We start from the raw sequence: 19,145 nt of genomic DNA on the forward strand, positions 1-19,145 counted from the left end.
GGCCATGTCTCGCTCCCACTCCGATGCCCTCGACGCGTCCGGCCCCGACTCCGGGGGCGCCGTCGCCACGCCCCGCCGCCGCTTCGGCCTGCTGCCCCGCATCCTCGTCGCGATCGTGGCCGGCGTCCTCGTCGGCCTGGTCGCGCCGACCTGGCTCGTGCAGGCCTTCGCCACCTTCAACGGGCTGTTCTCGAACTTCCTGGGTTTCATCGTCCCGGTGCTGATCCTGGCGCTCGTCGCCCCCGCCATCGGCGACATCGGCCGGGGCGCGGGGAAGCTGCTGGCCCTGACCGGCGGCATCGCCTACGGCTCCACCCTGGTCGGCGGCTTCGGCGCCCTACTGGTCTGCCTGCTCGTCTTCCCGCTGATCCTCACGCCCGGGTCCTTCGAGGGGATGGCCAACCCTGAGGACGCGCTGCTCGGCCCGCTGTTCGAGGTGCAGATGGACCCGCCCTTCGGCGTGATGACGGCCCTGCTGCTCGCGTTCGTGCTCGGCATCGGCCTGACGATGCTGCCGCGCGGCGCCCTGCACGAGAGCTTCGACCAGCTGCGATCGATCATCGAGCGGGTCGTCATGGGCCTGATCGTGCCGCTGCTGCCCGTCTACATCTTCGGCGTGTTCCTGAACATGACCGCCGCCGGCGAGGTCTTCAAGGTCATCACCACGTTCCTCGGCGTGATCCTGCTGGTCTTCGGCCTCACCGTGGTGCTGCTGCTCCTCCAGTACGTCGTCGCGGGCGCGATCGCGGGCCGCAACCCGTTCACGGCACTGAAGACGATGCTGCCGGCCTACGCGACGGCCCTGGGCACCTCGTCCTCGGCGGCGACCATCCCGGTGACCCTGCGCCAGACCCTGCTGCTCGGCGTGCGCCGGCCGATCGCCTCGTTCGTCGTGCCGCTGTGCGCGACGATCCACCTGGCCGGCTCCACGGTGAAGATCGTCTCGTTCTCCATCGCAGTGCTGTTCCTCTCGGGCCAGTCGATCGACATCCCGGTGTTCGTGGGCTTCATCTTCATGCTGGGCGTTACCATGGTCGCGGCGCCCGGCGTGCCCGGCGGCGCGATCGTGGCGGCCTCGGGCCTGCTGTCCTCGATGCTCGGCTTCACCGAGCCGCAGGTCGCGCTCATGGTCGCCACGTACATCGCCATCGACTCCTTCGGCACCGCCACCAACGTGACCGGTGACGCCGCCATCGCGCTGATCGTCGACAAGATCGCCGGGGACCGTCTCATCGAGGACTCCGAGGACGAGGGCCTGGATCACCGCGACGACGAGGAGGTCGCCACCGGCGCCGACGCCGGCTGACCCGCCCCGCACACACCACGGCCCCCTCCCTGTCAGAAGCTCTGGGAGGGGGCCGTCGTCGGGACGGGCGGTGTCAGCCGCGCAGGCCCCGCTCGGCCTCGGCGCGCACCGCGCGCCGCTGCCCCGGGGAACGCACGACGACGTCGCTCATCTCCTCGAGCGTCTTGCCCTTGGTCTCGGGGACGAAGGCCGCCACGAAGGCCAGGGACAGCGCCGCCATGACCGCGTACAGACCGTAGGCGAGGGTCAGGCCGATGTCCGCCAACCACGGGAACGTGGTGGAGACGGTGAAGTTCGCCGCCCACTGCGCGGCGGCGGCCACGGCGAGCGCGCCGGCGCGGATGCGGTTCGGGAACATCTCGCCCAGCAGCACCCAGACCAGCGGACCCCAGGTGGCGCCGAAGAACACCACGAAGGCGTTCGCGGCCACCAGCGCCACCGTGGACCACGGCTGCGGCAGGGAGACGGACTCGGCGCCGCCGGTCTGCGCGAAGGAGAAGGCCAGTGCCATCAGGCCGAGGCTGACCGTCATGCCGGCGGAGCCGGCGATCAGCATGGGGCGACGGCCGACGCGGTCCACCAGGGCGATCGCGATGAGGGTGACGGCGATGTTCGTGACCGAGGTGATCACGGTGACCGTGAGGGCGTCCGACTCCCCGAAGCCCACCGAACGCCACAGGGTGGTGGAGTAGTAGAAGATCACGTTGATGCCCACGGCCTGCTGGAAGACGGAGAGCAGGATGCCGATCCACACGATCGGCTGCAGGCCCGCCGACGGTCCGCGCAGGTCCGCCAGCGACTCGCGGCGCTCCGAGTCCAGCGAGCGCCGGATGTCCTCGATCATCAGGTTCACCCGGTCCACACCGGTGAACTCGTGCAGGACCTCGGCCGCCTCGTCCGTGCGGCCGCGGGCGACCAGGTAGCGCGGGGACTCCGGCAGCTTCAGGGCGAACAGGCCGTACAGCACCGCCGGGACGGCCTCGGCCAGGAACATCCAGCGCCAGGCGTCGACGCCGAGCCAGAACGGCTGCGCCGCTCCCCCGGCCATCGTCGCGAAGAGCGCGTCCGTGAGGAGCGCGGCGAAGATGCCGAGGACGATCGCCAGCTGCTGGAGCGAGCCGAGGCGACCGCGCACATGGGCCGGGCTGACCTCCGCGATGTACGCCGGAGCGATCACGGACGCGGCGCCCACGCCCAGGCCGCCGACCATGCGCCAGACGATCAGGTCGACCACGCCGAACGCCAGACCCGAGCCGATGGCAGAGACCAGGAACAGCATCGCGGCGATCACCATCACGGGCACGCGGCCGCGGCGGTTGGCGATCGGCCCGGCGAACCAGGCGCCGAGTGCGCAGCCGATCAGCGCCGAGGAGACGGCGAAACCCGTGAGACCGGCGCCGAGGCCGAACTCCCCGGCGAGGGCGTCCACGGCGCCGTTGATGACAGAGGTGTCGAAGCCGAACAGGAAACCGCCGAGCGCGGCGGCGACCGAGATGCCGACCACCTTGGCGTTGAGGCGAGACGTCGCGGCGCCGCCGGACCGGGTCGCTGTCATGGTGGGTCCTCTCTGGGTGGCGCCCGACGGCCCGCTGCGCGCCGGTGCGTCCGCACAGTGTGTTCTTCGCTCGGCGAGCGTGCAAGTCGCACAGCCCCTCGCCCCGCCCACGGTGAGGCGGCGGGGCAGAATGAGGACCATGTTCGTCGTCCTGGGCCCCGCCCCCGCCTCCGTCGGCAGCCCCGGCGCCTGGTGGGCCGTGGACGGGGACGACGCCACTCCCCTGGGATCCTGCCCCGCCGGGTCCGTGGCCGGGCTCGTGGCCGGTCTGCCCGCCCGCCTGGGCGTGGACCCGAGCACGGTCCGCTGGGTGCTCGCCGACGTCGGGACGGAGTACGCCGCCTGGCTGGCGGCGGGAGTGCGGGTGGATCGGTGCTGGGATTTGGCCCTCGTCCAGCGGATCCTGCGGCACGCGGCGACGGCGCCGGGCAGCGGGGTGCGTTACACGCCCGTGGCGCAGCTCGAGGTCGCCGACCCCACGGAGCCCGAGCGCCCCGCGCGGGTGCCCGCCGGTCAGGAGTCCTTCTTCGACCTGCCGGACGAGACCGGCCCTGCTCCGGACGTCACCGTGCTCGCGGCCGAGCTGGCCGCGCAGCGGGCCGCCGTCGAGGGCTCGGCCCACCCGCACCGGCTGCGGCTGCTCGCGGCGGCGGAGTCGCAGGGCGCACTCGTGGCCGCGGAGATCCGGGCGGCGGGTCTGCCGTGGGACAGGGGCGTGCACGAGGCGCTCCTCACCGAGCAGCTCGGCCCCCGGCCTGCACAGGGCGAGCGTCCCGCCCGCCTGCAGGCCCTGGCCGAACGCATCGCCGACGTCCTGGGCTCCCCCGGGCTGAGCCCCGACTCGCAGCCCAGCCTGCTGCGGGCGCTGCAGACGGCAGGCGTGGCCGTGGAGTCCACGCGGCAGTGGGACCTGAAGCACTGGATCGACGCCGGCGGCGCGGAACGCGAGGCGCGGGCCGCGCTGCTCGCGCCGCTGCTGGAGTACAAGGCCCTGGCCCGGCTGTGGACGGCCAATGGCTGGCACTGGCTGGACCAGTGGATCGGCGACGACGGCCGGTTCCACGCCGCCTACCTGGTCGGCGGCGTGGTGACCGGGCGGTGGGCCGCCCACGGCGGTGGGGCCATGCAGATCCCAGCCGGGGTACGCGACGCCGTCCGCGCAGACCCCGGGTGGACGCTGACCGTGGCCGACGCCTCCCAGGTGGAGCCGCGCATCCTCGCCGCGATGGCCGCCGACGAGGCGCTGGCCCGTGCCGGGACCACGCCCGACCTGTACCGGGAGGTCGCGGAGCAGGGCCGGGCGGCCGGCACCGCGCTGGCCGACCGCGGGCGCGCGAAGATCGCCCTGCTGGGTGCGATGTACGGCTCGACGACGGGCGACTCCGCGGCGCTCATGCCGCACCTGCGCCGGCTCTACCCCCGAGCGATCGGCCTGCTCGAGCGGGCGGCCACCGTCGGCGAGGGCGGCGGCCAGGTGTCCACGTGGCTGGGCCGCTGGTCCCCCGCACCGGGGCGGAAGTGGCAGGAGTCCGTGTCCGACGTCGGCACCCAGGCCGCCGAGTCCGCGGCCCGGCGACGGCGGCGCTCCCAGGGCCGCTTCACCCGGAACTTCGTGGTGCAGGGCACCGCGGCCGAGTGGGCGCTGTGCTGGATGGGCGAGATCCGCCGTCGACTGCGGTCGGCCGGCATGCGCACGGAACTCGTGTTCTTCGTCCACGACGAGGTCGTCCTGCACGGCCCGGCCGCGGAGGCCGAGGCCGTGCGGACGGTCGTGGCGGAGTCCGCGAGCGCCGCCGGCCGCCTGCTGTTCGGTCCCGCCCCCGTGGACTTCCCGCTCACCGTCTCCAGCGTGGGGTCGTACGCGGACGCGAAGTGAGGGGCGTTGGGGGGTCAGGCGCCGTCGTCGGCTGGCTCAATCTCCGCCCGCCGGGCTCGGATCTCCTCGGCCTTGGCGAGCATGCGCTCCTCGCGCTTGGCCTGCAGGGTCCGACCCAATCGGCTGGCGCCCTGCTTGGCGTCCACGGCGTTGGTCTCGACAGCCGTCTTCACCTCACCCGCGAACCCCTGCGCGGCCTCCAACCACCGCTTCCCGGCGACGCGCCCGAGGGCGTCGAGCTCGATGTCCGTGTGCGTCACGAACTCGACCACCTGATCGGTCACGGCATTCGACCCCCGGGTGACGCGGCGCGAGCTGATCGGGTTGGCGACGTAACCGAGGTTCTTCAGGGTTCCTGCCTCGACGAGGGACTCGTTGATCCGCCGGAGTGCCTCAGCGATCCGCGCGGTGCGGTGCACCCGCGCGGCCACGAGGCCCTCGCGGTGCTCGGCCAGCAGCTCGGGTTCGTCCTCCTCCACACGCGCCAGCTCGAGCAGCTGCTGTCGGTCCTGGACGGCCATCGAGCGGGCGAGCATGCCGAGCCAGAACTGGACGTCCTCCTCGGCCGCGCCGACGACCTTGGCCAGCTTGTCCACGTCTGCCTTGGACGCGATGACGCGGTCCGCGACGGCGGCCAGCTGCGAGACGGCTTCTGCCTGCACCTGCTGCAGCAGCAGCGAGTTCTGCTGAACCTTGGACCAAGTGACGGCGGAGACCCGTCCGGTCGATCCGTGGACGGCCTCGGCCTCTTCGATCGCGAAGACGATGCCGCCCAGCTGACCGGCGATCTCGAGCTTGCGCTGCTTCAGGAGGCGATCGAGCTTCTCGTCGATGACGGCCAGATAGTCCTGGATGTCATCGAGCGCGGCCATGATCTGCAGCTGGGTGTTGGCTGCCGCCAGCGCGGCCACGGCCGCGGGGTTGGCCAGCGGGGTCGCCGTGAACGAGAGGTGCTTCACGATCTGGCCTCCGGAGCCGCCGGCGACGTCCTTGCGCCGCAGCACCCCCGAACTCAGGTTCTTCACGCCCAGGGCTTTGACCGTCTCGTAGGACTTGTCGTCCAGCCGGAGATAGCGTGCCCCCTCCAGCTGCGCCTGGGAGATCCCCTGCACCAGCGTGCTCAGCTTGGCCACGAGCGACGGCGTGACCACCTTGGCCCGCACGTCCTCGGCCTGGTCCAGCAGATCGAGGGCCCGGGACGGGCCCCAGACCAGCAGGCCCTGGTCTGCCGCGAACACCTGCATCTCGTCGTGCGTCTCGCTCATGCGTGAAGACTACGGCCTGACGGAGCAGTTCCGGGCCCCCTCAGTTCGCCTTCTCCACCACCGGGGACCCGAGGTGCCTCTGTCCCGCACCCGACGCCGGCGGGACGGGGCGGCAGGGCGTCGACCGCGGTCATGGCCTCCGTGCGCCGCACCGGGCCGAGGACCCTGGGACCTGGCACGATGCGGGACGAGGGCCGATCCTGGAGAGCGCCCGAGACACCCCCGAGAAGGAGACCGCATGCCCGTCGCCCCGCGTCCGTCCGACGACGCCGCGTCCTCGGTCTTCACCCCGCACCAGCAGCGCATCCTCGCGGTGCTCCTCATCCCGATCTTCATGTCCCTGCTGGCCGTGTCCAGCATCAACGTGGCCCTGCCCGCCCTGCAGCGGGGCCTGGACGCCAGTGACGCGGAGCTGCAGTGGGCCATCTCCGGCTACACCCTCGTGTTCGGCATGGTGCTCGTGCCGGCGGGCCGGGCGGGTGACCTCTTCGGACGACGCCGGCTGTTCATGGTGGGCCTCGGCGTGTTCGCGCTCGGTGCGCTCCTGTCCGGCCTGGCGCCCACGGGCGTCCTGCTCGTGCTCGCGCGCCTGGTCATGGGCGTGGGCGCGGGCCTGCTCAATCCGCAGGTCACCGGCTTCATCCAGGGCGAGTTCTCCGGCGCCTCCCGCGCCCGGGCGTTCGGGGCGCTCGGCGCCGTCGTCGGGGTGTCCGTGGCGGTGGGGCCGCTGCTCAGCGGCGGGCTCATCGCGTGGCTCGGCGGCGACCTCGGCTGGCGCGCGACCTTCCTGGTGAACGTGCCGATCGCCCTCGGCGCCCTCGTCGTGGCCCGCCAGTGGCTGCCGCGCACCGCCCCCGAGCGGGCGCGGCGCCCGGACCTGGACCCGGTCGGCGTCGTCCTGCTGGCCGGCGCCCTCGTGGCCGTCATGCTCCCGTTCCTGGACCGTGAGCTCGGGCCGTGGCGGTTCGTGCTCGTGCCCGTCGGCATCGGCCTGGCCGCCCTCTGGACACGCTGGGAGGCCCGCTACGCCCGACGGGGCCGCGCCCCGATGGTGGACCTGCGCCTGTTCCAGACCCGCAGCTTCGCGTGCGGCGCCCTGCTGATCGCCATCTACTTCACCGGCTCGACCAGCATGTTCGTGGTGATCGCCATGTTCATGCAGAACGGGCTGGGCTACCCGGCGCTGCACGCCGCACTCATCGGCCTTCCCTCGGCGGTCATGTCGAGCGTGATGTCCACCGTGGCCGGTCGCGTGGTGCTGCGCACGGGCCGGAAGATCGTCGTCCTCGGCATCGCGCTGGCGCTGCTCGCCGTCGTGGGCTCCATCGGGGTGGCGTGGGCCAACCGGGAGTTCGGCCTGAGTCCATGGTGGCTGCTGCTCACCCTCGCCATCTTGGGTGCCGGGCAGGGGCTGGTGGTCTCCCCCAACCAGACCCTCAGCCTGGCCGAGGTCCCGCCGCGGCACTCCGGCACGGCCGGCGGCGTCCTGCAGACCGGCCAGCGCGTCGGCACGGCCGTCGGCACCGCCGTGATCGTGGGGGTGTTCCTGGGCGTCGCCTCCGGTGCCGACTGGGACGGGGCGTTCATGGCCGCCTTCACCCTGGTGGCGGGGTGCATGGCGCTCGCGCTCCTCGTCGCACTCGCGGACCTGCGCGGACCACGGACGGCGGCGCCCCGTGGCTGAGCCCCGCCCCGGCGACGTGCGCGTCACCCCCGGCCCCGGCGCACCCCGCGGGCTGGTCATCCCCGCGGGCGAACTCGTCGAGCGCTTCTCCCACGCCTCCGGCCCGGGCGGTCAAGGCGTGAACACGGCGGACTCGCGGGTCCAGCTCAGTCTGGACCTGGCGGCCACCTCCGCCCTCGACGACGTCCAGCGCGCCCGCGTCCTCGCACGGCTGGCGCCCCGGCTGGCCGGCACGGTGCTCACCGTCAGCGTGGCGGAGCACCGGGCCCAGCGGCGCAACCGGGTGGCCGCCCGCGAGCGGCTCGCGGCGCTGCTGCGCGAGGCCCTGGCCCCGCCGACGCCGCGGCGGGCTACCAAGCCGACGCGCGGCTCTCGGCGGCGCCGCCTGGAGGCCAAACACCGTCGCTCCGAGGTGAAGCGCACGCGCCGCCGCCCCGGTCTCGACTGAGGCCGCCCGCCCGCAGGCGGCGGCTCAGTCCCGCCCGGTCACCCCACGGCCGGCGGCCGAGCGGTGACCCCACGCGTCGCCACGCCGGGCGAGGTAGTCCTCTTCGGGCCAGCTGCTCACCCCGGACACGCGCATCCTCACCACCCGGCCGTCGTCGCCGAGGTCGAACGGGATGCGCTCCCCCGACGCGCCGAAGCCGTCCTCGTCCTCGGGCAGGAACGTGGTGGCGTCCAGCGCTCGAAGCTCGTGCATCCTGTCGCGGGGGCCGGGCGTGCCGGGGTCGATCAGCACGAGGCGCTCACCGGCGCGAACCACGTCCGTCTCGCCCCACAGGGAGACGTAGCGGCCGGTCAGCCGGTCGAGGTCGTCGGTCGTGACACCGGCGGGCAGCGCCTGCCCGTCGGCGGCGTCCTGGGCGAGCAGGTCGATGAGCTCGACGAGGCCCACCGCGAGCGCGTCCGCCGGACCGTCCACGGCGTTGGTGAGCACGCTGACGGTCAGACCGGTCGCCGGGTCCATCAGGGTCCGGGTGATCTGCCCGGGGAAGCCGCCGGAGTGGCCCACGAGCCGTCGTCCGCCCACGCTGATCCCGATCAGGCCGAGCCCGTAGGTGCCGGTCCCGGCCCCCCGCGGGAAGGAGGCCTCGGCCCGGTGCATCAGGCGCAGCGCGTGCTCGTCCAGCAGCTCGCGCCGGTCCAGGGCGAGAGCGGAGAAGAAGCGGCTGAGCTCCTCCGCCGTGGAGACGAAGCCGGTGGCCGCGGCCAGCGCGCCGGTGGCGGTCGGTGCCACGGTCACCCGACGCCCACGGCCGTGGGCCCGGGTGTGGCCGACGACGGCCCGGCCCGCCGCGTCGTCGTCGATCTCGGGGCGGGTGTCGGTGAGGCCGAGCGGGACGAGGATGTCCTCCGTGACGTGCTCGGCGTAGCCGCGGCCCGTGACTGCCTCGATGATCGCCCCGAGCAGGCCGTACCCGATGTTCGAATACTTGAAGCGCTCCTGCGGGGCGTAGGTGGCGCCGTGGTCCCGGACGATCGCGCGCAGGGCGTCGGCGTCCGGGAAGGGGCCGTCGAGCTGCCAGTGGTCCGCGTCCACCCCGTCGCGGATGGCGCCGGAGGTGTGCGAGAGCAGCTCGCGGACGGTGACCCGGGCCAGCGGGGTGTCGGCACAGTCGGGCAGTCGTTCGGCCACGGTGTCGTCCAGGCGCAGACGACCGGCGGCGACCAGGCGCAGCACGGCGACGGCCGTGAAGGTCTTGGAATGGCTGGCCACGCGGAACAGGTGGCCGGTGGTCAGCTCCGCCCCGGTGGCCTCGTCGGCCACCCCGAACGCGGCGGAGAGCACCAGCTCGTCGCCGAGCCGCACGGCCACCTGGGCGCCGGGCACGTGCCGCGTCTCCACCTGGGTGGCCAGCCACCGGGACAGGTACGGGGCCGCCTCCCGGAGGCGGTCGAGGGACGGAGCGGGCGGCGGGGCGGGGGTGGTCTGGGTCACGAGAGGCCACTGTACGATGCCGGCCGCGCGGGCTCAGGCGCGGGCGTTCTGCGATTCCGGGTCCAGGGGCGCGTGGGCGGGGTTGGACAGGGAGAGCACGACGGCGGCCACGCGCGGGTGCTCGAGGAGGGCGTCCTCCACGCGCTGGAGCAGGACCGCGGCCTCGCTCTCCCGCTCGTCCCCGGCCAGGTCCACGGCCCCGACGACGAAGAGCTTCTCCGGACCGACGTACTCGAGGTGCAGGTAGCTCACGGAGAGCACCTCGGGCCGCTCCAGCAGCCAGCGCAGCACCCGGGTCCGGACCACCGGGTCGGCGACCTCGCCGACGAGGAACGCCATGTTCCGCGAGAGCAGGAAGATCGCGACGACCCCGAGCAGCACGCCCACGAGGATCGAGCCGGCGGCGTCCCACCGGGGGTCCCCGGTGAGCTGGTGCAGGGCGAGGGCGGCCGCCGCGATGACCAGGCCGATCAGGGCCGAGGCGTCCTCCACCCACACGGCGCGCAGGGTGGGGTCCGAGGTCTGGCGCAGGAACATGGCATCGCTGATGTGCCGCCGCTCCGCGTCGCGGCGGACGCGCCGATGCGCGTTCAGGAAGGAGACGCACTCGAGCACGAACGCGACGGCGAGCACGATGTACGCGATCGTGTACTCCGCCTCCTCCTCGGGGGCGGACCAGGCCGTGATCCCGTGCCAGACCGAGACCGCCGAGCCCACCGCGAACAGGCCGAAGGCCGCGACCATCGACCACACGTAGGCCGCCCGCCCGTAGCCCAGCGGGTGCCGCGCGTCGGAGGCTCGGCCGGCCCGACGCTCCGCCAGCAGCAGGAAGACCTCATTGCCGGCGTCGGCCCAGGAGTGTGCGGCCTCGGCCACCATCGCGGCTGAGCCGGTGACCGCGCCCACGATCGACTTCACGACGGCGATCACCGCGTTCACGCCGAGCGCGATCAGGACGGTCAGCAGGCTCTCGCCGCCGGACTCGTCGGCGGGCGAGGCGGAATGAGCGGGCGGGGCGACGGCGGGCGGAGTGCGGGTCATCCTCCGAGTCTGCTCCTGCAGGCGGGTCCCGGACCAGGCTCGCCGTGTCCGGTTCCGCCGGTCCAGGAGCGCGAGATGGGGTCCACGCGGATCGGCGCCGCCGAGCCCGTGAGGTCTCCGCGTGCGCGGCCTAGCGTGGGGCCCATGACGGATTCTCCCCTGCACCTCGACCGCCCCGACGCCCCCCGCATCATCGTGCTCGGCGCGACGGGCTACGCCGGATCCCTCGTCGTGGACGCCCTCCTGGCCCAGGGTGCACGGCCCGTGCTGGCGGGCCGGAACCGGGACTCGCTCCAGCACGCGGCGAAGCGGCACGACGGGCTGGAGGTCGCCGTCGCCGACGCCGGGGACCCCGCCTCGCTGAGGGCCCTGGTCACGGAGGGCGATGTGCTGGTCTCCACGGTCGGCCCCTTCGAACGCTACGGCCGACCGGTCGCCCGCGCCGCCGCGGAGCGGGGCGCGCACTACGTGGACTCGACCGGTGAGGTCGGCTTCGTGAAGGACCTCAAGGCGGGCCTGGACCCCACCGCCCGACGCACGGGCGCCACCCTGCTGCCCGCCCTCGGCTTCGACTACGCGCCGGGCATGCTCGCGGGCGGGCTCGCGCTGGCGGAGGCCGATGGACGCGCACGGTCCCTGCAGATCGGCTACTTCGCCGACGGCGAGCTGGACCCCCGCGTCGACCTCAGCCACGGGACGCGGCAGACGATGGTGGACGCCCTCACCGAGCGAGCCATCACGTGGCGCGGCGGGCGGCTGGCGACCACGGGCCTGGCCAGCCGGTCGGCGGTCTTCCGGGTCGACGGGCAGGACCGGCGCGGCGTGCTGTTCGGCGGCACGGAGTCCCTGTTCCTGCCGCGGATGCAGCCCGGCCTGGACGAGGTCGAGGTCTTCAACGGCTGGTTCCCGGCCCTGCCCACGCAGATCGGTGCCGCCGCCCTCGGCGCGGTGGGGTGGCTCCCCGGCGTCGCCCGCGGCGTGCAGGCCCTGCTGCGGCCCCTGGCCGGGGACCCGGGTGGCCCCGACGCCGCAGACCGGGCCCGCACGGGCTCCCGAGTCGGGGCGATCGCGCGCGACGCGGCCGGCCGCATCGCGGCGGACGTGGACCTGCGCGGCCCCAACGCCTACACGTTGACCGGGGACCTCATGGCCTGGGGCGCCCGGCAGCTCGCCGCAGGCCGGGCCCGCGAGGCCGGCGTCGTCAGCCCGATCCAGGCGTTCGGCCTCGACGACTTCGAGACGGCCTGCGCCGCGGCCGGCCTGGTGCGGGCATGATCCCGACGGCTGACCCCGCCCGCGGCCCTCAGCGGGGACGGCGGCGGGGGCGGCTGATCCAGGCCAGATAGGCGCTGCCCCCGGTCAGGGCGGCGCCGCCGGCGGCCACCACCGGCCCGGCGAAGCGGCCCAACCGGTCCTTGTACGCCACGAGCACGTTCGTGCCGCCGGTGATCATCGCGGCCACCACCATGGCGGCCACCACCCGGTCGCCCGTCCGCTCGAGGCGCGTCACGAGCGGCTCGAGCTCGCTCGCGCGGACGGTGACGTCGATCCCGCCGTCGTCGATGCGTTCCATCACCTTGCGGGCGTACTCCGGCAGGTCGATGCCGAGCTCGGCCGCCGCGATCGTGGCCCGGCCGATCCGGCCCGCCACCCGCCGGGGGTCGAGGTGCTCCCCCACGAGGCGCATGGCGAAGGGGTCGAGCACGCGGGTGTAGTCGAAGCCCGGGTGCAGGCGGCGGCCGATGCCGTCCACGATGATCAGCATCCGCAGCAGCTGCACGAGCTCGGGCGGCAGGGACAGCCGGTGGCGCCGCACGAGGGCGAAGATCTCCGAGATCAGCTGCGCCACGCGGATGTCCTCGAGCTCGCGCCCCTCGAGGCGGCCGACGATCCGGGCCACCTCCAGCCGGAGCCGACGGCGGTCCACCGGGCCGCGCGGCGGGGCGATGTCCAGCAGGGCCCGCACCAGCCCGTCGGTGTCCTGCCGGGCCAGCGCCATGGCCAGGCCCGCGAACCGGCGTCGAAGGGACGGGGAGATCCGCCCCACGGAGCCGAAGTCGATGAACCCGACGGTCCCGTCCGGCTCGATGAACAGGTTGCCCGGGTGCGGGTCCGCATGGAACACGCCGTGCTCGAACACCATGGCCAGCAGCACGTCGGCGGCCCGGTACGCCAGCTCCTCCCGGTCGATGCCGGCGGCGTCGAGTCCGGCCAGGTCGTCCACGCGCAGCCCGGAGAGCTCCTGCATGGTCAGCACGCGCGAGGTGGTCAGGTCCCACTCGATCCACGGGAACCGCACGCCCGGGGTGTCCCGGAAGCCGGCGGCGATCTCCTCGCAGGCCCGCGCCTCCACCACGTAGTCGAGCTCGGCGCGCAGCGAGCGGTCGAACTCGTCCACCATGGCCGGCACGTCCAGGTCGGCGAAGGTCCGTGAGGCCCGCGACCACGTGGCCGCCAGCGTCCGCAGGATCTCCAGGTCCGCCTGGACCTGCTCCACCACACCGGGCTTGCGGACCTTCACGACGACGGCGCGCCCGTCATGCAGGCGCGCGCGGTGGGCCTGACCGATGGAGGCGGTGGCCAGGGGCGCCCGGTCGAACCAGGCGAACAGGGTGTCGACGTCGGCGCCGAGGTCCTCCTCGACCGTCCGGGCGACGGCCTCGAAGGGCACCGCCGTCGTGCTGTCCGTGAGGCGGGCGAACGCCGCGCAGTAGGCCTCGGGGAACAGGTCCGGGCGCGCCGAGATCAGCTGCCCGAGCTTCACGAAGGTGACGCCCAGCTCCTCGAACGTGCGCACGAACAGCTCGGGGCGGGCCTCGGCGTCGATGCCCAGGTGCGGCTCCCCCTCCTCGAGGGGCAGCCACCGGGAGAGCCCGGCCTGCACGGCCGTGGCCCTGAGGCCGTTGCGGGCCATGACGTGGGCGATCTCGCGGTAGCGCTGCAGGTGGAGGGCCATGACGCCCACGCTACCGACCGCGCGGAGGGGTGAGTCTCGCCGCTCCGTCGGCGTACCGCAGGGCGCCCGGCCGGACCCGCGCGTCGGCCCCGATCCGCATCCCGTCCGCGAGCGCGCCCGCCGCCCGCAGCTCCCGCAGCCGCGCCAGCACCCGGTCCCGCACGTCCCACGGGCTGATCGTGTTGACGTTGATCTTGGTGGCGCCCTCGAAGCCGGCGAGGGTGGAGACGCGCCACTTGAGCATCACGCGCCAGGGCATCGGGGAGGCGACGCCGGGCGGGCGGGTGTGCCATTCCTCGTTGGAGGGGACATCGGGCCCGGTGGCCGCGTGGGCGGCGTGCAGCAGGTCGGAGACGGCGCGCAGCTCGGCCGCGGTCTGCCGCCACGGCTGCCCCACCGGGCTCGTGGAGTAGACCTCGACCGTCGGATACCGGTGACCGAAGCCGGCGAACATCACGGCGTGCTCGTTCGCGGCGATCACGAGGTCGTGCGCCACGGCCACGTCCAGCGCGGCGTGGTTGAACACCTGCGGGTCCTCCCGCAGCCGGTCCAGGGCGGCGACGTTCTGCGCGCCGACCTCGTCGATGGCCACGAGCTGCTTGTGCAGGTGGTCGAAGGAGGCGCCGGCGGGCTTGAGCCAGTTCTGGAACACGGAGACGTACCGCACGGCGGGCGTGGTTGCGTAGAGGTCCCGCATCGCGTCGGCGGTCAGGGCCAGGAACGCGTGGTGCTCGTCCGGGGTGAGGGTGCCCGAGGAGGCCAGCTGGTGGTCGTCCACGGCCCCGTCGACGAAGTGCCGCCGAGCGATCACGACGTCGTGCGTGCCGCCGAAGAATGCGGCCGACGCCCCGATCAGCTCCGCCTCGGACATCGCCGCCGCCTCCTCGGCGGAGCGGCCGGAGGCGCGCAGCTTCGCGGCGACGACGGCGCGCACGTGGGCGCGGCCGGCCTCGGTGGCCAGGTACTCGTCACGGCGGCGGCGCGCGTCCGGGGGAAGTTCATAGCCGTGGTTGAGACGCCAGTAGTCGTAGCTGAGGATCTCGAAGAGGTTGGGGACCCGGCGAAAGGCCGGGGTCGTCTCCTCGAGCCGCTCCGCGGCCGGGTGCCGCAGGATCTGCCAGGCCGGGGCGCCGTCGTCGGCCCTCATGGAGACGATGCGTGACTTCTCCGGCGGCGTCTCCAGCATCCGGTGCTCGCAGAAGGCGCAGTGCCGGCCGTGCTGGGCGGGGTCGAGCGGCTGCGGGGCGGGCCGGACGAGGCCGAGCGGGCGGTGGCCGCGGCCGGGCACGGTCCAGACCTCGGTGCCGGTGAAGGGGTTGCGCTGCTTGACGGTGCCGTCCGGCAGTCGGGTGAGGGGCTCGCTCACAGACGGGTGCACGAGGCCAGGATACGAGGCGGTGCCGGCCCGGAGGGCCGAGCCCTGTTCGCCGTCGTCGATCACGCAGGGCGGGCCCGTGTCCTCCGGCGTGATCATCCCCACGGCCACCCGTGACGCGGGTACGCTGATCGCTGTTCCACGTCACAGCGCTCTCGCTCGACTCGTCTCACCCGCACGGAGGCCTCACCCATGTCGTCCCGCATCCACCACCCCGGCCTCCGGTCGAAGGTGATGTCCGCCGCGGAGGCGGCGGCGTTCATCCAGCACGGCACCACCGTGGGCATGAGCGGGTTCACGGGGTCCGGCTACCCGAAGGCCGTGCCGACGGCGCTGGCCGAGCGGGCCAAGGAGCTGCACGCGCGCGGCGAGGAGTTCCGCATCAACCTCCACACGGGGGCGTCCACCTCCGCGGAGATGGACGGTGCGCTGGCCGAGGCGGACGCCGTCGCGCTGCGCACCCCGTTCCAGTCGGACCCGACGATGCGCGCCAAGATCAACGCGGGCGCGATCGAGTACATCGACACACACCTGTCCCACCTGGCGCAGACCGTGTGGAACGGCTTCTACGGGCCCATGACCACCGCGGTGATCGAGGTGTCCGGGATCCGCGAGGACGGCCGTCTCGTCCCCAGCTCCTCCGTGGGCAACAACAAGTCCTGGATCGACCTGGCGGATCAGGTGATCCTCGAGGTCAACTCGTGGCAGAGCGAGGACCTCGAGGGTCTGCATGACGTCTACTACGGCACCGCGCTGCCCCCGCACCGCACGCCGATCATGCTCACCCACCCCGCGGACCGCATCGGTGAGACGTACCTGCGGTGCGATCCGGCCAAGGTGGTGGCCGTCGTCGAGACCCACGCCCCGGACCGCAACTCCCCCTTCAAGCCCGCCGACGCGGACTCGATCGCGATCGCCCAGCACCTCGTGGAGTTCTTCGAGCACGAGGTGGCCCAGGGCCGGTACGACGAGCGACTGCTGCCGCTGCAGTCGGGCGTGGGCAACATCGCGAACGCGGTGATGTCCGAGCTGGTGAAGTCCCGGTTCACGGGCCTGTCCGCGTTCACCGAGGTGGTGCAGGACGGCATGCTCGACGCCCTGGACTCCGGCACCCTGGCGACCGCGTCCGCGACCGCGTTCTCCCTGTCCACCGAGGCCGCCGAACGGTTCAACGACAACGCCGCGAAGTATCGGGACAAGCTGATCCTGCGCACCCAGGAGATCTCCAACCACCCCGAGCTCGTGCGTCGCCTCGGCATCCTCGCCATGAACGGCATGCTCGAGGCCGACCTGTACGGCAACGTGAACTCCACGCACCTGATGGGCACGAAGATGATGAACGGCCTCGGCGGCTCCGGCGACTTCGCCCGCAACGCGTTCACCTCGTTCTTCCTCACCCCCTCCACGGCCAAGGGCGGGGACATCTCCTGCATCGTGCCGATGGTCTCGCACGTGGACCACACCGAGCACGACGTGCACGTGGTGGTCACCGAGCAGGGGCTGGCCGACCTGCGCGGCCTCTCCCCCAAGCAGCGCGCCCGCACGATCATCGACACGTGCGCGCACCCGGACTACAGGGAGCAGCTGCGGGACTACTTCGACCGCGCGATGCGCGGGTCGGACGGCCTGCACACCCCGCACCTGTTGGGCGAGTCCCTGTCCTGGCACCAGCGCTTCCTCGAGACCGGGACGATGCGTCAAGGCTGACGGCCCGCCGGACCGGACACCTGCGGGACACCTGCGACGGGGCACCCTACAGTGGGCCGCGCCTCGCGGCGGGGTGAGATCACGCCGGCTCCGGGCACGTGCCCGGAGCCGGCCCAGGGCCGCAGGACCGGCGACGGCGTCAGCTGCGCCCGCCCTGCTCCCGCTCGGGGATTCCCGCGGCCCACAGGGCGGCCGCGATGAGGGCGGGCTGGCCGAACAGCCGCGCCAGGCGGCGGCCGTCCGTGTCCAGCCCGAAGCCGTCCTTGCGCTCGGCGTACTGCCCGATGTTCCCGGGGTAGATCGCGGTGTAGAAGGCCGCCAGGGCGGTGCCGGTCAGGCGACGCTGCCCGGGGAGCGCCAGCAGAGCGGCCCCGAGGCTGATCTCGGCCACGCCGGATCCGAGCACCACGAGGTCCGCCGGGAGCGGGACCCACGAGGGCACCTGGGCGCGGAACTCACGGCGCGCCACGGTGAGGTGGGACAGCCCCGCGGCGGTCATGAACCCGCCGAGGCCGAGGCGGGCGGCGGTCTGGGAGAGGGGGGCGGACTGCCGGCGCTTCGTCATCACGCCTCCCCGAGCTCGAGGACGACGTCGATGTTGCCCCGGGTGGCGTTCGAATAGGGGCACACCTGATGCGCCTGCTCCATGAGGGCGCGGGCCTGGTCCGCGGGGACGTTGGGCAGCACGACCTCGAGGGTGACCTCCAGGCCGAAGCCCTCACCCTGGCGGCCGATGCCCACGCGCGCGCCGACGGAGGAGTCGGTGATGTCGGCACGGGAGGCACGGGCGACCATCTGCAGGGCCGAGTGGAAGCACGCGGCGTAGCCGGCGGCGAACAGCTGCTCGGGGTTGGTGCCCTGGCCGGAGCCGCCCATCTCGGTGGGCACCGCGAGGTCGAGGTCGACCCGCCCGTCGGTGGTGCGGACATGGCCGTCGCGGCCGGCGCCGGTGCTGAGCGCCTCGGCGGTGTAGATGGTCTCCATGAGAGGTCCTTTCATCCGCCCGCCCCGTGCGGGACGAGTCGGCTCCAGCCTGCCACCCGGTTAGGTCGCGCGCAACCAAGTCGCTCCCCAGCGACCACTAGAATCGCTCCCATGGATGCCGCGCCGACCCCCAGCCTCGCCCTCGAGGACCAGCTCTGCTTCGCCCTGCACCGGGCGGCGCGCGCCGTCACGCGCGGCTACGGCCCCCTGCTCTCCCGCCTCGGCCTCACCTACCCGCAGTACCTCGTGATGCTCACCCTGTGGCAGGTGGAGAGTGACGCCTCGGCTGAGACGGAGGCGTCGACATCGGACGCCGCCGGCGCGCTGGGGGTCGGCGCGCTGCGGGACCGGCTCGGCATGGACAACGGGACGATCACACCCCTGGTGCGGCGCCTGGCCGGCATGGGGCTCGTCACGCGGGAGCGCGACGTCCACGACGAGCGACGCGTGCTGGTCCGGCTGACGGACGAGGGACGAGCGCTGCGGGCGTCCGCCCGGACGGTCCCGGTGGACGCCCTCACCCGGATCCCCCTCGACGCCACCGAGCGCCAGGTCCTCATGGGCCTGCTGAACCGGATCACCGAGGCCGCCGGGCCGCGCTGAAACGGCGGGAGCGGCCCGCGCGGAGCGCGGGTCAGCGCACCCGGTCCAGGATCGCCCGGGCGACGGCGTCCGCCTCGCGCTCGGGCAGCCAGTGGTCCGCGTCGAGCGCCACGAACCGGTACTCCCCCGCCGCCTGCCCCGCCGTGAGCTCGGCGGCCCGCGGCCCCAGGGCCGCGTCCCGGGTGCCCCACACATACGTGGTGGGGACCGACACGGGCGCGCTGCTCGTGGTGGTCACCAGATCCGGGTTCGCCCGATACCAGTTCACCGGGCCGCGCAGGCTCTGCGGGGTGGAGAACCGGCGGGCGTAGTGCTCCGCCCCGGGGACCTGCCCCCGTTGCAGCAGGGAGCCCAGCCGTCGGGCGAGGATTCGTTCGGGGAGGGCCGGCGCCTGGAAGGCGGCGATGTACCAGCTGCGGCGCAGCTGGTCCGGGCCGCGCAGGGCGCGGGCCAGGGCGGCCGGGTGCGGCGTGGACAGGACCGTCAGGGACGCGACGCGCTCGGGGTGGGCGGTGGCCAGCGCCCAGGCGACGGCGCCACCCCAGTCATGGCCGACGACGTGGACGCGCCGCGCCCCCGCCGCGTCCGCCAGCGCGACGGCGTCCCCCACGAGCGCCGGGAGGCGATAGGCCGCCGTCGCCCGCGGAGCGGCCCCCGGGGAGTAGCCGCGCTGATCCGGGGCGAGCGTGCGCAGCCCCGCGGCGTGCAGCAGCGGTTCGACATGCCTCCAGGACGTGGCGTCCTGCGGGAAGCCGTGCAGCAGCAGGACCACCTCCCCCTCGGCCGGCCCGCCGTCGCGGACGTCGAAGGTCAGGCCCTGATGCCGGAAGGTGTCCATGCCGCCCCCGAGTGCG

16 protein-coding genes are annotated in these 19,145 nt (G+C 73.7%); 7 read left to right on the plus strand and 9 right to left on the minus strand.

Annotated elements, in window-relative coordinates:
* Nucleotides 1–4 precede the first annotated feature (4 nt).
* A complete protein-coding gene (locus O3T09_RS07580; RefSeq protein WP_269295469.1) occupies nt 5–1,306 on the plus strand; it encodes a dicarboxylate/amino acid:cation symporter in 1,302 nt (433 codons plus the stop codon).
* 73 nt (nt 1,307–1,379) lie between these two features.
* Here O3T09_RS07580 and O3T09_RS07585 read toward each other — a convergent pair whose 3' ends face one another.
* Nucleotides 1,380–2,861, minus strand: coding sequence for a sugar porter family MFS transporter (locus O3T09_RS07585; RefSeq protein ID WP_269295470.1), 1,482 nt, complete (start codon nt 2,859–2,861; stop codon nt 1,380–1,382).
* 139 nt (nt 2,862–3,000) lie between these two features.
* On the opposite strand from O3T09_RS07585, the gene O3T09_RS07590 reads away from it, so the two are divergent.
* A complete protein-coding gene (locus O3T09_RS07590) occupies nt 3,001–4,737 on the plus strand; it encodes a bifunctional 3'-5' exonuclease/DNA polymerase (protein WP_041104973.1) in 1,737 nt (578 codons plus the stop codon).
* Nucleotides 4,738–4,751: 14 nt separating this feature from the next.
* Here the strand turns inward: O3T09_RS07590 and O3T09_RS07595 are convergent, their stop codons facing one another.
* Nucleotides 4,752–6,002, minus strand: a complete 1,251-nt coding sequence (locus O3T09_RS07595; protein WP_041104976.1) for a hypothetical protein — start codon at nt 6,000–6,002, stop codon at nt 4,752–4,754.
* 238 nt (nt 6,003–6,240) lie between these two features.
* On the opposite strand from O3T09_RS07595, the gene O3T09_RS07600 reads away from it, so the two are divergent.
* A complete protein-coding gene (locus O3T09_RS07600; protein ID WP_144818660.1) occupies nt 6,241–7,686 on the plus strand; it encodes an MFS transporter in 1,446 nt (481 codons plus the stop codon).
* Entirely contained in the window at nt 7,679–8,134 is a 456-nt protein-coding gene (arfB, locus tag O3T09_RS07605) for an alternative ribosome rescue aminoacyl-tRNA hydrolase ArfB (RefSeq protein ID WP_036338705.1), read from the plus strand. The genes O3T09_RS07600 and arfB overlap by 8 nt, the downstream gene beginning before the upstream one ends.
* 24 nt (nt 8,135–8,158) lie before the next feature.
* Here the strand turns inward: arfB and O3T09_RS07610 are convergent, their stop codons facing one another.
* Nucleotides 8,159–9,625 carry a serine hydrolase gene (locus tag O3T09_RS07610; RefSeq protein WP_144818658.1) on the minus strand — a complete coding sequence of 489 codons (1,467 nt, stop codon included), beginning with the start codon at nt 9,623–9,625 and terminating at the stop codon, nt 8,159–8,161.
* 33 nt (nt 9,626–9,658) lie between these two features.
* Nucleotides 9,659–10,666 (minus strand): cation diffusion facilitator family transporter, encoded by a 1,008-nt coding sequence (locus tag O3T09_RS07615; RefSeq protein ID WP_144818656.1) that lies wholly within the window; start codon nt 10,664–10,666, stop codon nt 9,659–9,661.
* Between the two features lie 144 nt (nt 10,667–10,810).
* Here O3T09_RS07615 and O3T09_RS07620 point away from each other — a divergent pair, with 144 nt between their 5' ends.
* Nucleotides 10,811–11,941, plus strand: coding sequence for a saccharopine dehydrogenase family protein (locus O3T09_RS07620; RefSeq protein ID WP_269295471.1), 1,131 nt, complete (start codon nt 10,811–10,813; stop codon nt 11,939–11,941).
* 28 nt (nt 11,942–11,969) lie between these two features.
* Here O3T09_RS07620 and O3T09_RS07625 read toward each other — a convergent pair whose 3' ends face one another.
* Together O3T09_RS07625 and O3T09_RS07630 are read right to left on the minus strand one after the other, a co-directional pair.
* On the minus strand, nt 11,970–13,622 hold the full coding sequence (locus O3T09_RS07625; RefSeq protein WP_129867128.1) for an ABC1 kinase family protein: 1,653 nt from the start codon (nt 13,620–13,622) through the stop codon (nt 11,970–11,972).
* Nucleotides 13,623–13,632: 10 nt separating this feature from the next.
* Complete coding sequence (locus tag O3T09_RS07630; protein ID WP_070708857.1) at nt 13,633–15,063, minus strand: DUF4921 family protein; 1,431 nt, start codon at nt 15,061–15,063, stop codon at nt 13,633–13,635.
* Between the two features lie 126 nt (nt 15,064–15,189).
* Between O3T09_RS07630 and O3T09_RS07635 the strand changes: the two genes are divergently transcribed.
* A complete protein-coding gene (locus tag O3T09_RS07635; protein ID WP_036338687.1) occupies nt 15,190–16,704 on the plus strand; it encodes an acetyl-CoA hydrolase/transferase family protein in 1,515 nt (504 codons plus the stop codon).
* A 139-nt stretch (nt 16,705–16,843) separates the two neighbouring features.
* Here O3T09_RS07635 and O3T09_RS07640 read toward each other — a convergent pair whose 3' ends face one another.
* Nucleotides 16,844–17,269 carry a DoxX family protein gene (locus tag O3T09_RS07640; RefSeq protein WP_102708430.1) on the minus strand — a complete coding sequence of 142 codons (426 nt, stop codon included), beginning with the start codon at nt 17,267–17,269 and terminating at the stop codon, nt 16,844–16,846.
* Nucleotides 17,269–17,688 (minus strand): organic hydroperoxide resistance protein, encoded by a 420-nt coding sequence (locus O3T09_RS07645; protein WP_002855232.1) that lies wholly within the window; start codon nt 17,686–17,688, stop codon nt 17,269–17,271. Before O3T09_RS07645 ends, O3T09_RS07640 begins: the two co-directional genes overlap by 1 nt.
* A 111-nt stretch (nt 17,689–17,799) precedes the next feature.
* On the opposite strand from O3T09_RS07645, the gene O3T09_RS07650 reads away from it, so the two are divergent.
* Nucleotides 17,800–18,291, plus strand: coding sequence for a MarR family winged helix-turn-helix transcriptional regulator (locus tag O3T09_RS07650; RefSeq protein WP_136940154.1), 492 nt, complete (start codon nt 17,800–17,802; stop codon nt 18,289–18,291).
* A gap of 31 nt (nt 18,292–18,322) precedes the next feature.
* On the opposite strand, the gene O3T09_RS07655 is transcribed toward O3T09_RS07650, so the two are convergent.
* Nucleotides 18,323–19,129 carry an alpha/beta fold hydrolase gene (locus tag O3T09_RS07655; protein ID WP_036316503.1) on the minus strand — a complete coding sequence of 269 codons (807 nt, stop codon included), beginning with the start codon at nt 19,127–19,129 and terminating at the stop codon, nt 18,323–18,325.
* Between the last annotated feature and the right edge of the window lie 16 nt (nt 19,130–19,145).

Origin of the sequence: Micrococcus sp. H39-S4 (genome assembly GCF_027158145.1) — a bacterium.
Lineage (GTDB): Bacteria > Actinomycetota > Actinomycetes > Actinomycetales > Micrococcaceae > Micrococcus > Micrococcus luteus.

Excerpts from the sequence above, each read along its gene's own strand:
- O3T09_RS07580 (WP_269295469.1), top strand. The coding sequence starts at position 5 with ATGTCTCGCTCCCACTCCGATGCCCTCGACGCGTCCGGCCCCGACTCC.
- O3T09_RS07585 (WP_269295470.1), bottom strand. The coding sequence starts at position 2,861 with ATGACAGCGACCCGGTCCGGCGGCGCCGCGACGTCTCGCCTCAACGCC.
- O3T09_RS07590 (WP_041104973.1), top strand. The coding sequence starts at position 3,001 with ATGTTCGTCGTCCTGGGCCCCGCCCCCGCCTCCGTCGGCAGCCCCGGC.
- O3T09_RS07595 (WP_041104976.1), bottom strand. The coding sequence starts at position 6,002 with ATGAGCGAGACGCACGACGAGATGCAGGTGTTCGCGGCAGACCAGGGC.
- O3T09_RS07600 (WP_144818660.1), top strand. The coding sequence starts at position 6,241 with ATGCCCGTCGCCCCGCGTCCGTCCGACGACGCCGCGTCCTCGGTCTTC.
- O3T09_RS07615 (WP_144818656.1), bottom strand. The coding sequence starts at position 10,666 with ATGACCCGCACTCCGCCCGCCGTCGCCCCGCCCGCTCATTCCGCCTCG.
- O3T09_RS07620 (WP_269295471.1), top strand. The coding sequence starts at position 10,811 with ATGACGGATTCTCCCCTGCACCTCGACCGCCCCGACGCCCCCCGCATC.
- O3T09_RS07625 (WP_129867128.1), bottom strand. The coding sequence starts at position 13,622 with ATGGCCCTCCACCTGCAGCGCTACCGCGAGATCGCCCACGTCATGGCC.
- O3T09_RS07635 (WP_036338687.1), top strand. The coding sequence starts at position 15,190 with ATGTCGTCCCGCATCCACCACCCCGGCCTCCGGTCGAAGGTGATGTCC.
- O3T09_RS07640 (WP_102708430.1), bottom strand. The coding sequence starts at position 17,269 with ATGACGAAGCGCCGGCAGTCCGCCCCCCTCTCCCAGACCGCCGCCCGC.
- O3T09_RS07645 (WP_002855232.1), bottom strand. The coding sequence starts at position 17,688 with ATGGAGACCATCTACACCGCCGAGGCGCTCAGCACCGGCGCCGGCCGC.
- O3T09_RS07650 (WP_136940154.1), top strand. The coding sequence starts at position 17,800 with ATGGATGCCGCGCCGACCCCCAGCCTCGCCCTCGAGGACCAGCTCTGC.
- O3T09_RS07655 (WP_036316503.1), bottom strand. The coding sequence starts at position 19,129 with ATGGACACCTTCCGGCATCAGGGCCTGACCTTCGACGTCCGCGACGGC.